Here is a 12650-nt window from a genome sequence, read left to right as displayed (position 1 = left end):
AGGGCAATATCGACGCCGCGGCGGGGGTAGTCTGGGCTGGGATCGAGGGGGTGGGGGCAGGTGTGCAGCAGTACCAGGGTGTCCATCTCGAAACGCAGCGTGACGCTTTGGCCGGGCTTGCAGTGGCCCGGCACGTAGCGCAATTTGCCCTCGTCGTCGCTCTCGACCCGGGCGAACAGGTTGAGGTTGGCGGCCATATCCCGGCGGCCCAGGCCATATTTGGCAAGCTCGACCAGAAAGGCGTCGAAGCCGGTGTGGGTCCAGTCGTTGTGGCCCTGCTGATAGCTGACCGGCTGCCAGCCCTTGGCCAGTAAATGCCGGGGCATCAGGTTGCCGCCCACGCTGTCGTGCCAGCCCAGGTCGTCGTGAGTGATGGAGGCAAAGATTCGCCCCATGTCCGAATAAAGGCAGTGGCCCTGGGTCAGCTTGAAGGTGTGCTGGCACTTTAACGTGTCGGGCAGGTTTAAACGCTCGAGCAGGTTTTCCGGGTTGTAGCACAAAAGCCCGACGTTGCTGTCGGCGTGTTGGGCGGTCAGGGTCAGGGTGGTGCCACGGCGCAGGCGCAGCGACCAGTGATGACCGCCGGGTAAATGGGTGGTGTAGTCTGGTTCGCGCTTCATAGCAGCGTCTCCTGGGTGTGGGTTTGCAGGCCGCCCTGCTGCAGTGTTTCCTTCAATGCTTCAGACGGGCGGTCTCGCGAGATGGGCAGGTCGTAGGTGATCGTGGCGCCATAGGCTTCCGGCGCCTGGGGGTCGTGGCGGGTTTTATCGAAGACCCATAGCCGGGTGCCCAGCTCAAACGCCTCTTTCAAGTCGTGGGTGATCATGAAGATGGTCAACTGCTGCTCTTGCCACAGGCGGTTGATCAGCACGTGCATATCCTGGCGGATACCCGGATCCAGCGCGCCGAAGGGCTCATCGAGCAGCAAAATACGTGGCCGCATCATCAGCGCCTGGGCAATGGCCAGGCGCTGCTGCATGCCGCCGGAAAGTTCATGCGGGTATTTATCCAGGGCCTGGTCGAGGCCGACTTCTTCAATACGCTCGCGGGCTTTTTCAATCCCGCGACGCCTGGCGGCACCGAAACTCTTGCCCAGTAATTTAGAGCTGCGCAACTCATCGGCCATCATCACGTTGCCCAGCACCGTCAGGTGAGGGAACACCGAGTATTTCTGAAACACCACGCCACGATCGGGGCCTGGCTCGTTGGGAATGGGGTGGTCGTCCAGCATCAAGCTACCCCGCGAGGTGGCTTCGGTACCCAGCAGCATTTTTAGGAAGGTGGTTTTGCCGCAGCCCGAGGCGCCCACCAGGGTGACAAACTCGCCGGATTCAACACTGAAGTTGAGATTCTCAAGGACAACATGGTTGCCGTAATGCTTTTCTAACCGTTTGGCCGCCAGCAGGCTCATGCGTTGTCTCCTTCACTTGCGTGGTACCAGGGGAAGGCCAGGCGTGATGCCCAGGCCAGCAGCTGGTCAAGAAGAAATGCCAGCAGAGTGATCCAGGCCACATAGGGTAAAATGACGTCCATGGAGAGGTAGCGGCGTACTAGAAAAATGCGGTAACCAAGCCCTTCCTGGGCGGCAATCGCTTCGGCGGCGATTAAAAACAGCCAGGCGGTGCCCATTGCCAGGCGGGTCGCGTTTAATAGCCGAGGGGTAAGCTGGGGCAGCAGCACCCTCAGCAATACTTGCCAAGAACTGGCGCCCAGCGTTTGGGCTTTAATCAGTTGTTCATCGGGTAGACGTAATGCATGACCCTGAAGGTCGCGAATGAGAAAGGGCGTGACGCCAATCACAATCAGCGCGATTTTGGCGGCTTCACCAGTGCCAAAGGCAATAAACAGGATGGGCAATAGCGCCATCGGCGGAATCAGCGAAGCAACGGTAACCAGTGGGGAAAGCTTGGCGCGCACGAGGGGAAGCCCGCCGTTTAATATGCCCACAATCAGGCCGATCAGTGCGCTAATGCCTACGCCAATGACAATACGCTCAAGGCTGGCGAGGGTATCGCTCCAGAGTAAAATTTCACCGGTGCGAGCGTTCTCGGCGGTGGCCAGGTGGTGAAATGACTGCGCCATCTTGGCAGGCGTAGGCAGTAGGGGGTCGTTGGGGTTTTCCGCAAGCCTTGCATTAGAAAGACTTAGGTAGAGCATCCCCAGCAGTACAAAAGGCAGCAGACCCAAGAGCCAACGGCCGCCCCTGGAGGGCGTTGAGTTAATTAATCGCTTCATGGCGGTGTCCACAGAAGATGCAAGCAGGGGGAACGGCGAGCGCCGCTCCCATTGCGCGAATTATTGAGCGTCGATATAAGCTTGAGTGAAACTTGGATCGAAGCGCAGTCGCACATTGCTTTCATCGCCAAACACACCGCTGGGGGTTTCGATGCCGACGACGCCCGCATTGGGTGCCATGTCGCCGAGCAGACCGTGTTCAAAGCTGAATTGGGCGACCCTTTCCATGGTCTCGAGCAGGTCAGGGCTTTCAATCAATTCGAGGGCTTCGGCTGGGTCGGTATAGAGATATGTCGCGGCTAATTGCTCTTGATACCCTTCAAGGTCAGTGCCCGCTGCATCGGCCATGAGCGTTAGCGCGTCTTCATCTTCGTTGGCCATTACCTCCATGACCTCGTACCAGGCCCCTACCAGCGCGTGGCCTAATTCCGGGTTATCAGCAAGGGTTTGCGTATTCACTACCATGAGGTCAAGAATTTCGCCGGGAATTTCGGCAGAGGTGTACACCACATTGGCATCCGGCATCTCGGCAATCGCGCTGAGTTGAGGGTTCCAGGTGGTGACGGCTTCGGTGGATTCGCTCGAAAATAGGCCGACAATGTCAGCATCCGAGCTGTTGACGGTTTCGATGTCACGCTCTGTCAAGCCGATGCTTTCCAATGCGCGAGCCAATAAGTAATGCGACACGCTGAACTGGACAAGATTGACCTCGAGGCCCTCGATATCCGTGAGGTCGTCATTGTCTTTCAACACAATGCCATCGTTGCCATTGGAATAGTCACCGACGATTAACGCAGTGGAGTCGACGCCGCTGGCAGCCGGAAGCGTGAGGGCATCCATATTCGTCATGGCGCAACCATCGACGTTGCCCGATGTATACTGGTTGATGGACTCGACGTAGTCGTTCACCTGCACCACATCGATGCTGATGCCGTACTCGTCGGCCCATTTGTCGACCACGCCTTCAACGTCGGCGTAGGCCCAGGGCATCCAGCCAGCATAGATCGACCAGCAGACGCTGAATTCATCGCGTTCCTGCGCCTGGGCGGGCGTGATGGCAAGCGTTGATGCGAGTAGCGCGGCAGATAAGGGGGCGAGGGAGAAACTTTTGAGGGCGTTACGATTGGCAAGGGTCATGGCAGCCTCCAGCGGCAAAGGGAAAACTCGGGGGCATCGGCGCATCACTGCACCTTATCCTCCCGGGCTTTTGTCCCGCCGTGTAACCTACTGCCTAAGCATTAGGTCGATTGCTCTCGGACCAGCCACAGCCATCAGGGGGCATACGTTGATGGTGTCGGAACCCTAGCGATCTATTGGAAACTCAATTGTTGGGCAGCGTTAGCCGCCAATACCCCGTTTGTTACGCCTAGACACACAGCAAAATCGTGGCCGATCCAGTCTAAATCTTTTCTTTTCAGATAATTACAGTGCAGGCGACGCTAGAGCGCCATAAGCATCGCCTCGATGCGTGTGCGTTAATGGTGCATGAGCGCTGGCTGCTGCACTGATTTGAGACGCTTAGGCATTAAAGCGGTATCTTGCTGCCCTCGCCGGGAATTTCACGCACTAGCCGCGGCATCAAGAATCCCGGCAACAGGTCGCGCAGCGCAGCCACCAAGTCACGGGCTTCTTCATCCGAGACATCGAAATGTGCAGCGCCCTGCACGGGGTCCAATACGTGCAGGTAGTAGGGCAGAATGCCTGCTTCAAATAGCCGTTCCGACAGTGTGGCGAGGGCTGTTACGCCGTCATTAACACCACGTAGCAGGACACTCTGGTTGAGTAGCGTCACTCCGGCCTGCTTAAGCCGCGCGCAGGCATCGATCACTGCCTGATCGATTTCATTGGCGTGGTTGATATGCAACACCACGACTTTTTGCAGGCGAGTGGCAGATAGCCATCCGATCAGGGCGTCATCAACCCGGTCGGGAATCACCACCGGTAGACGCGTGTGAATGCGCAGCCGTTTGAGATGCGGGATGCTTTCAAGCTGCTCGACCAGCCAGGCCAGTTGGCGGTCATTGGCGGCTAGCGGGTCCCCCCCGGAGAGAATCGCTTCGTGAATGGAGGTGTCGGCGCGCAGGTAGTCGAGGGCTTCCTGCCACTGAGCCCTGGAGGGCGAATTCTCGCTGTAGGGGAAATGGCGGCGAAAGCAGTAGCGGCAGTTGATGGCACAGTTAGGGCTGGCGATCAGCAGCACGCGGCCCGCATACTTGTGAATCAACCCTTTGGCAGGCTGATGATCCGCCTCCTCGAGGGGGTCGGTGACATAGTTTGGCGGTGTCAGGGCCTCGTCGTCGAGCGGCAGCACCTGACGCAGCAGTGGGTCATGGGGGTTGCCGGGGGTAATGCGCGATAAGTAGGCGTCGGGAACGCAGATATCAAACAGTTGATGGCCCGTGCGAGCACCCGGTAGCCATTCATCGCTCAAGGCAAGCTGCTGGCACAGGACCGCCGGGTCGCGAATCGCTTGCGATAGCTGCCGCTGCCAAGAAGGGGCTTGGGTAATAAGTCGCTCGTCGGCGATAATGATGTTCTCCTGCAAAAAAGACCTCCTTCGGGTTATCATGCGCGCACTTATTCAACAACGATCCTCAGAGGCGAAGCGACACCTCGCTTCAGTTACTGAAATGCATCATTGAGAGGCAATATGGCGAACTATTCTACCAACGAATTCAAGGGCGGTTTGAAAGTAATGCTCGACGGCGATCCTTGCTCGATCATCGAGAACGAGCTGGTCAAGCCGGGCAAGGGCCAAGCCTTTAATCGCGTCAAGCTACGTAACCTGATGACCGGCCGCGTGGGAGAGCGGACCTTCAAGTCGGGTGATTCGTTAGAGGGTGCTGACGTCATGGAGCTTGAGATGGAGTATCTCTATAACGATAGCGAAATGTGGTACTTCATGAAAACCGACGGCTCCTTTGAGCAGTATGCGGTGGAAAAGAAGGCACTCGGCGAGACCGAAAAGTGGTTGAAGGAGCAGGTGCCTTATACCGTTACCTTGTGGAACGATAACGCCATTCACGTAGCACCGCCGAATTTCATTGAGCTGGAAGTGGTCGAAACCGACCCCGGTTTGAAAGGCGATACCGCCCAGGGCGGTTCCAAGCCTGCCACCTTGTCTTCCGGTGCCGTGGTGCGTGTGCCGCTGTTCATCAATGAAGGGGAAGTCCTGAAGATTGATACACGCAGCGGAGAATACGTATCGCGGGCCTAGAAAGGCGCCAGGAACGCGATATATTGACAGCCACGCCCCAGGGCGTGGCTTTGTTTTTGGGAGAAAGGCCAATGACGGAAAGTTGGCGACCAACGGCCACCATCGAGACGCTGCGTGAGCGAGCCCGTTTACTGGCGAGCGTGCGACGTTTTTTTGCTGCGCGCGATGTCCTGGAGGTGGAAACACCGGTGCTGGGGCAGGGGGGTAGTACCGATGTCCACCTGGTGTCGCTGGCAACGATGGCACGTACGGATAGAGGCCATCGTCGGCTGTGGCTGCAAACCTCGCCGGAATTTCATATGAAGCGGCTGTTGGCAGCGGGTAGCGGGCCCATTTTTCAGCTGGCAAGAAGCTTTCGTGATGGCGAAGTGGGCGCCCGGCACAACCTCGAATTCACCATGCTGGAATGGTATCGCCCAGGATTTACCTTGGCCGATCTGATCGACGAAACCACGGCGCTGGTCGCTAATATTCTGCCCTGTTTTCATGGACCGGTGGTGCATTACCGCTATCGTCAGCTGTTTCATACCTATCTAGCGGTCGACCCGTTCACGACGTCGCTTGAGGCATTGCGCAGGCTTGCGACCGAGCGCGGTCAGATGCCAACCGGGTCGATGGCGAACGAGGGGCGCGATACGTGCCTCGATTTGCTGATGGGGCTGGCGATCGAACCGCAGTTAGGGCGCAATGAATTGAGTGTGGTGCTGGATTACCCGGCAAGCCAGGCGGCGCTGGCACGCCGCCATCAAGATGCTGACGGTGAGTGGGTCGCTTCACGCTTTGAGCTTTATCTAAACGGCATTGAATTGGCCAACGGTTACGATGAGCTGACCGATGCGGCTGAGCAGCGCGCCCGCTTTATGGAAGATAATGCCGAGCGCCGCCGCCTGGGCTTGCCCGAGGTGGACATCGATGAACGCCTGCTGGCCGCCTTAGAGCACGGCATGCCGGATGGGGCCGGGGTGGCGCTGGGCATTGACCGTCTGGTGCAACTGGCGCTTGGCAAAGCACGCCTGGAAGACGTGCTGGCGTTCTCGACGCCTAATTGCTAGCCATCACCGGATGAGCCCTCAATAACTCCCGAGCGACTCGCCCATGCTGACCATCGAGGCGAGGGGCTGCTCTGTGAAATTGACCGCTTTGGCGAAGCACATCACCACCGTGGAGCCGAGCTTGAAGCGGCCCATTTCAGCGCCTTTTTCCAGGGTGATCGGTTGGCCAAACTGCATGCGCTGAGGATGGCCGGACAGTGGCGTGACCTGGCCCGACCAGACGGTTTCGATCGCCGCGACGATCATGGCCCCTACCAGCACCATGGCCACTGGCCCCTGCTCGGTATCAAAGATGCACACCAGGCGCTCGTTACGGGCGAATAGCCCCGGCACATAGTTGGCCGTGGCCTGGTTGACCGAGAACAGCCGCCCAGGCACATAGACCATTTCCCGCAAGGTGCCGGTGACCGGCATATGTACCCGGTGGTAGTCCTTCGGCGAGAGATACACGGTCGCAAAGCTGCCGCCGAGGAATTCCTCCGCCATTGCCGTATCACCGCCGAGCAGGGTTTGCGCAGAGTAGGTATGCCCCTTGGCCTGCACCAGTTGGCCAGCCTGGAGGCGGCCATACTGGGAAAGGGTGCCGTCGGCGGGGCTGATGATGCCTTCGTGAATCGGACGGGCATCGGCCTTTAGCGCGCGCGTGAAAAAGTCGTTAAAGGTGGCATAGGCCGTCGGGTCAGGCTCCAGAGCCTGGCTCATATCCACGTTGAAACGCTTGATAAAGGCGTTGATCAGGGTGTTTTTTACCCAGGGATTGTCGCACTGGGCAAATTTCCCTGTCAGCCGCGACAGGGCATGCTGCGGTAATGGGTACTGAAGCAGGGAAAAAGCGTGTTGGGAAACAGTCACAGTGGTGTTTTCACTTCTCAATCGGTGTGTCGTCGCGGTTGCCCCATTCGCCCCAGGAGCCCGCATAGCCGCGCATATTGAAGCCCAGTGCCTTGCCGACCAGCCAGGTAAAGCTGCTGCGGTGGTGGCTCTGGCAGTGGGTGGCGATTTCCATTTCAGGGGTCAGGCCGAGTGCATCCAGCTCGGTAACCAGTTCGGCGTAATCGCGGATGCGCAGCGCCCGGTGGCGATCCATGACGTTCAGCCAGTCCATGTTGACCGCCCCCGGAATATGCCCCAGGTGCTTGTTGTTACCCTTCTCGCCCTCGTATTCGGCGGTTGAGCGTGCATCCCAGATGGCAAACTGTTTATCGTCGAGCTTCTGTTTGATCTCGTCGCAGGTAATCAACGCCTGGGGGTTCAGGATTTCGGCCCGATAGTCGCTGGGTGTCGGCGCCTTGGGTTCGGTACTTTCTTCAAGCCCTTCATCGCGCCAGGCGTGTATGCCGCCGTTCAGGTAGGAATAGCGGGTATGGCCGACAAGTTCCAGCGTCCACAGTAGCCGCGCCGCCCAGCCGCCGCCTTCGTCGTCGTAGGCAACGACATGGGTATCACGGGTAAGGCCCAGCGCGCTGAACAGCCGCGAAAGCGCCTCAACGCTGGGAACGTCGCTGGGAACAGGCCCTTCGCCCCGCATCAAATGGCGAAAATCAAGGAAAACGGCGCCGGGTACATGGCCCTGGCGATAGCTGTCGGCGTTTACCGGCACATCGATGATGAGTAGCTGAGGGTCGCCCAGGCACGCCTGAAGCTGCTCGGGCTCGACAATCAGCGGTAGCACGTTGGTTTCAGACGAATGGCGCTCGGTGCTCATGGGCGACTCCTTATGGGTTCAGCGTTCAGGCTATCAACAATACGCCTGTAGCTGGCAAATCGTTCTGGATGGATGTTGCCTGCCTCGACCGCTTCAAGTAAAGCACAACCCGGCTCAGCGCGATGGCGGCAGTCGCGGAACCGACAGTGGCCGATAAACGGCCGGAACTCAATGAAACCGTCGGTGACCGCCTGTTCATCAAGATGGATCAGGCCAAATTCACGAATCCCGGGCGAATCGATCAATTCGCCGTCGATGACCTCATCCGTGCGCATGGCATAAAGCCTTGCCGTTGTCGTCGTATGGGTGCCTTTGCGTGAATCCTCGGACAGCGCCCCGATGCGCAGGCTTTCATCGGGCAGCAGCAGATCGATGAGCGATGACTTGCCCACGCCGCTCTGACCGACAAATACCGACGTGCGTCCTTCGAGCTGGCGGCGTAACGCATCAAGCCCTGAATCTGTCGCGGTGGTCGTGCGCACCACGGTATAACCCAAATCGCGGTAGCGCTCCAATAGCTGCCCCAACTCGCCACCATCGTCCGGTAGCAGATCGGTTTTATTGAGCACCAGCACCGGTGCAATGCCAGTGGCCTCGGCAGCCACCAGGTAGCGGTCGATCAAATTGGGGTGAGGCGCGGGTTCGACGGCAAAAACGATGAGTATCTGGTCAATATTAGCGGCCACTGGCTTGAGCAGACCGCGCGCATCAGGGCGCTTTAGGACGCTGGCACGTTCATCGCGGGCCACCACCACCCCGGAGCCCTCCTGGCCTGCCCGCCAGATGACCCGGTCACCGGTTACCAATCCATCAAGGTTGGCACGCAGATGGCAGCGCACGGGCATGCCATCGGCATTGCGTACCTCCAGCGTACGGCCAAAATGCGCCATTACGCGACCCGGCTGCTCGGCACCGTATTCACCGGCGGCAAGCTTCTCGGCATCCTGTGTATCGCGCTTTTCAGCGCGCTGGGCGCGTTCTGCCTGGACCTTCTCGACCCGCCAGCGTTGCTGACGGCTTAATTTACGTTTGCTCATGACCACCCGATGCTCGGTACAATGGCATCATTGTACCTGTTAACTGCCGCTGGGTAACTTGATATACCCACTACCGTTGGAGAGCACTATGAGCGAACATGTTGCACCGCGTGATGACCGGCTGGTCTGGATTGACCTGGAGATGACCGGGCTGGACCCCGACAAGGAGCGCATTATTGAAGTGGCCACCCTGGTGACCGACGCGAACTTGAACGTCGTGGCGGAAGGGCCGGTGATCGCGGTCAAGCAGCCCGATAGCCTGCTGGCGCAGATGGATGACTGGAATCAAAAGACCCACGGTGAATCGGGGTTGGTGGCTCGAGTGAAAGCCAGCGCGGTGGAAACGGCTGAAGCAGAACAGCAGACGCTCGACTTTCTACGCCAGTACGTAACGCCGGGTTCCTCGCCCATGTGCGGCAACAGCATCCATCAGGACCGGCGTTTTCTGGAGCGTGAAATGCCTGCGTTGTGGGCGTTCTTTCACTACCGCAACCTGGATGTATCCACCGTGAAAGAACTGGCCAAGCGCTGGAACCCTGGCGCACTGGCAGGGTTCAAGAAGCAAAATGTCCACCTGGCAATGGACGATATTAAAGAGTCGATTGCCGAGCTTTCCCATTATCGCAGCACGTTTTTGCGCCTCGAGACGCAGAGCGACGAAGAGGAATAGGTATCTGATGACGGCTAAGAGGCGGCGGTGGCAATGCGTGTTGCGCCCTTGAAGCGCTGTTCTTCCAGCGCCCAGGTGACGTGTTCGCGTACCAGGGCGCTGGGGTAGGCGCGCCGTGCCCAGAGTGCCGTCTCAACGGCTTCGCTCCAGGGTGCATTGCCAAGGCCAACAGCAATATTACGCAGCCAGCGCTCGTAGCCGATGCGACGGATGGGGCTGCCTGCGGTTTTGGCCAGGAACTCCTCTTCTCCCCAGGCAAACAGGCGAACCAGCGAGGCGCGGTCAAGATCATGGCGCGGCGCGAAATCGTCTTCCTGGGTCGCGCGTGTAAAGCGGGTGAAAGGACATACCAGTTGGCAGTCGTCGCAGCCATAAATGCGGTTACCCATGGCACGCCGATACTCAACGGGAATGCTACCGTGCAGCTCAATCGTCAGGTACGAAATGCACTTGCGTGAATCAATGACCTTGTCATCGACGATGGCGCCGGTGGGGCAGGCGGTGCGGCAGGCGCTGCAACTGCCGCAGTGTTCTTCTTCAAAGGGAGCATCGACGGGCAGTGGCAGGTCAGTGTACAGCTCGCCCAGGAAAAACAGCGAGCCGGCCTTGGGATTGAGCAGCATGGCGTTCTTGCCAAACCAGCCAAGGCCGGCTTTCTGAGCCAGCGCCCGTTCCATGACCGGTGCAGAATCGACAAAGGCACGGTAGCCAAACGCACCGACCTCGTGCTCGATCTGTTTCGCCAACTGTGCCAGGCGTTTGCGCATCAATTTGTGATAGTCCCGGCCAAGGGCATAGCGCGACACATAGGCGCGGCGGGGTTGGCCGAGAACCTTGGTGCTTTCCACCTCGGCGGGGAGGTAATCCATGCGCACGCTGATGACCCGCCGGGTGCCTGGCTCGAGCTCGGCCGGGCGGGTGCGCTTGGTGCCGTGCTTGGCCATGAAGCCCATTTCGCCGTGGTACCCTTTGTCCAGCCAGGCGTTGAGGTGCGCTTCATGGTCGCCCAGTTGGGTGTCGGTGATGCCAACCTGCTGGAAGCCAAGCTCGCGACCCCAGGTTTTGATGAGCTCTGCAAGATCGGCAAGGGTATCGTCTGAAAGCATGGGAGCGCCGCTTCGTCGCAAAAAAAAGAAAAGCCAGAGAAAATTGGGCGTTGATACTCAACGGTCAGGCGTCAGCCGCGCTATGCTAACGCATTGCTGGCCGTCACAACATGTGCAAGGAGAGATCGTGTCTCGCTTAACAACGTCTACGTTACGCCCTCTTTATAAAGCCGCTCAAGTGCGCGAGCTGGATCGGCGTACCATTGCCGGAGGAATCGATGGTTTTGCCTTGATGCAGCGCGCGGCATCGAGTGCGTGGCACAGTTTCCGCTCCCGCTGGCCCCAGGCACGTAGCGTCACGGTGCTGTGCGGCAGCGGCAATAATGGCGGTGATGGCCATGTGCTGGCAGCACTGGCGATGCAGTCGGGGCTTAAGGTCCAGCGTATTTCGTTAAAGCCGCTGGACGAACTGAAGGGCGATGCTTTTCGTGCCGCGCAACTGGCCAGCCAAGCTGGCGTGAGCTGCGAGGAGTGGCATCCCGCGACGGTGTTGTCGGGTGAAGTGATCGTCGATGCACTGCTGGGCACCGGTCTGAATGGCGAGGTGTCGGGGCGCTATCAGCGGGCTATTGAGCTGATCAACGCAGCTTCCCAGCCGGTGTTATCGATTGATATTCCGTCAGGGTTGGCGGCCGATACGGGGGCGGTACTTGGCGTGGCAGTGGAAGCCGCCTGCACGGTGACGTTTATCGGCGACAAGATTGGTCTGCATACCGGAGAAGCACCCGCTTACACGGGCGAAATCGACTTCCGTCCGCTGAGTGTCAAGGCCCAGGCGTTTTTTGACATTCCGCCCACTGCCTGGCGTCTTGATGAAGACATGCTCAGCGAGGCGTTCAGACCCCGCTCGCGGACCAGTCACAAAGGCCGTATGGGGCACGTATTGGTCATGGGGGGTGCGCCAGGCTTCGGCGGTGCGGCGTTGCTGGCGTCTCAGGCCGCGGCGCGCTTGGGGGCGGGCAAAGTCAGTCTGGCAACGGCTGCCGAGCACATTACCGCCAGTCTGGTGCGTTGCCCGGAAGTCATGGCTCATGCGATTCGCGGCGGAGCGGAAGCCAGTGAACTGCCGCATCAGGCCGATGCGGTGGTAGTCGGGCCGGGACTTGGGCAGGCTGCCTGGGGGCAGGCGGTGCTGCAGAGTGCGCTGCAGGCGAGCGTGCCGCTGGTCGTCGATGCCGATGGGTTGACGCTGTTGGCACGGCACTGGCCTGATTTACGCCGTGATGACTGGGTGCTTACGCCTCATCCAGGCGAGGCAGCCCATTTACTGGGCTGTTCGGTGGAGGATATCCAGACTGATCGACCGGCCGCGGCTCAGGCGCTCCAGCGCGCACGGGGTGGCGTGGTGATACTCAAGGGGGCAGGCAGTCTGGTGGCAGGCCCCGGCGGCTTGATGGTATGTCCCTATGGCAACCCTGGCATGGCCAGTGGCGGCATGGGGGATGCGCTGAGCGGGATGCTGGGCGCGCTGATTGCCCAGCGGGGCGATATCGAAACCAGTGCCTGGCTAGGCACCCTGGTGCATGCGTTGGCGGCAGATCGAGCGGCGACAGCGTTCGGTGAGCGTGGCTTGCTGGCGAGCGATCTGGCATTCTATGCGCGAGAATTAATTAACCCGTGAAGGCAGC

Annotated in this window: 13 protein-coding genes and 1 riboswitch; of the genes, 4 read left to right on the top strand and 9 right to left on the bottom strand. The window is 59.3% G+C overall.

Annotated features, from left to right (window positions below; genetic code table 11):
• From ADS46_RS14485 to epmB, 5 genes are all read right to left on the bottom strand, one after another.
• The coding region (locus tag ADS46_RS14485) for an urea amidolyase associated protein UAAP1 (RefSeq protein WP_066321217.1) at window positions 1–620 on the bottom strand (620 nt) is incomplete at its 3' end.
• Window positions 617–1411, bottom strand: coding sequence for an ABC transporter ATP-binding protein (locus ADS46_RS14480; protein WP_066321215.1), 795 nt, complete (start codon window positions 1409–1411; stop codon window positions 617–619). The genes ADS46_RS14485 and ADS46_RS14480, both read right to left, overlap by 4 nt.
• A complete protein-coding gene (locus ADS46_RS14475; RefSeq protein ID WP_066321213.1) occupies window positions 1408–2235 on the bottom strand; it encodes an ABC transporter permease in 828 nt (275 codons plus the stop codon). Before ADS46_RS14475 ends, ADS46_RS14480 begins: the two co-directional genes overlap by 4 nt.
• Before the next feature lie 60 nt (window positions 2236–2295).
• Window positions 2296–3372 carry a putative urea ABC transporter substrate-binding protein gene (locus tag ADS46_RS14470; protein WP_066321212.1) on the bottom strand — a complete coding sequence of 359 codons (1077 nt, stop codon included), beginning with the start codon at window positions 3370–3372 and terminating at the stop codon, window positions 2296–2298.
• 57 nt (window positions 3373–3429) lie between these two features.
• Window positions 3430–3552, bottom strand: a riboswitch (guanidine-I (ykkC/yxkD leader).
• Between the two features lie 208 nt (window positions 3553–3760).
• On the bottom strand, window positions 3761–4780 hold the full coding sequence (gene epmB, locus ADS46_RS14465) for an EF-P beta-lysylation protein EpmB (RefSeq protein ID WP_066321210.1): 1020 nt from the start codon (window positions 4778–4780) through the stop codon (window positions 3761–3763).
• A gap of 105 nt (window positions 4781–4885) precedes the next feature.
• On the opposite strand from epmB, the gene efp reads away from it, so the two are divergent.
• Window positions 4886–5452: an elongation factor P gene (efp, locus tag ADS46_RS14460; protein WP_066321208.1), complete on the top strand. Its 567-nt coding sequence runs from the start codon at window positions 4886–4888 to the stop codon at window positions 5450–5452.
• 71 nt (window positions 5453–5523) lie between these two features.
• Window positions 5524–6504, top strand: coding sequence for an EF-P lysine aminoacylase EpmA (gene epmA / locus ADS46_RS14455; protein WP_066321207.1), 981 nt, complete (start codon window positions 5524–5526; stop codon window positions 6502–6504).
• 18 nt (window positions 6505–6522) lie between these two features.
• On the opposite strand, the gene asd is transcribed toward epmA, so the two are convergent.
• From asd to rsgA, 3 genes are read right to left on the bottom strand one after another with little or no spacing between them, the layout of a single operon-like run.
• On the bottom strand, window positions 6523–7356 hold the full coding sequence (gene asd, locus ADS46_RS14450; protein WP_066321206.1) for an archaetidylserine decarboxylase: 834 nt from the start codon (window positions 7354–7356) through the stop codon (window positions 6523–6525).
• A gap of 10 nt (window positions 7357–7366) precedes the next feature.
• Window positions 7367–8209 carry a sulfurtransferase gene (locus tag ADS46_RS14445; RefSeq protein ID WP_066321205.1) on the bottom strand — a complete coding sequence of 281 codons (843 nt, stop codon included), beginning with the start codon at window positions 8207–8209 and terminating at the stop codon, window positions 7367–7369.
• The gene (gene rsgA, locus ADS46_RS14440) at window positions 8206–9246 is read right to left on the bottom strand and encodes a small ribosomal subunit biogenesis GTPase RsgA (RefSeq protein ID WP_066321203.1); all 1041 of its coding nucleotides are present in this window, start codon (window positions 9244–9246) and stop codon (window positions 8206–8208) included. The genes ADS46_RS14445 and rsgA overlap by 4 nt, the downstream gene beginning before the upstream one ends.
• 88 nt (window positions 9247–9334) lie before the next feature.
• Here rsgA and orn point away from each other — a divergent pair, with 88 nt between their 5' ends.
• Window positions 9335–9916: an oligoribonuclease gene (gene orn / locus ADS46_RS14435; RefSeq protein WP_066321201.1), complete on the top strand. Its 582-nt coding sequence runs from the start codon at window positions 9335–9337 to the stop codon at window positions 9914–9916.
• A 14-nt stretch (window positions 9917–9930) separates the two neighbouring features.
• On the opposite strand, the gene queG is transcribed toward orn, so the two are convergent.
• Window positions 9931–11022: a tRNA epoxyqueuosine(34) reductase QueG gene (gene queG, locus ADS46_RS14430; RefSeq protein WP_066321200.1), complete on the bottom strand. Its 1092-nt coding sequence runs from the start codon at window positions 11020–11022 to the stop codon at window positions 9931–9933.
• 127 nt (window positions 11023–11149) lie between these two features.
• Between queG and ADS46_RS14425 the strand changes: the two genes are divergently transcribed.
• Window positions 11150–12643 carry an NAD(P)H-hydrate dehydratase gene (locus tag ADS46_RS14425; protein WP_066321199.1) on the top strand — a complete coding sequence of 498 codons (1494 nt, stop codon included), beginning with the start codon at window positions 11150–11152 and terminating at the stop codon, window positions 12641–12643.
• Window positions 12644–12650: the final 7 nt, after the last annotated feature.

Source organism: Halomonas sp. G11, from assembly GCF_001663515.1.
In the GTDB taxonomy this organism is placed as follows: domain Bacteria; phylum Pseudomonadota; class Gammaproteobacteria; order Pseudomonadales; family Halomonadaceae; genus Vreelandella.
Note: the sequence above shows the minus strand (reverse complement) of the source record. Positions and strands in the feature narration are given on the sequence as shown.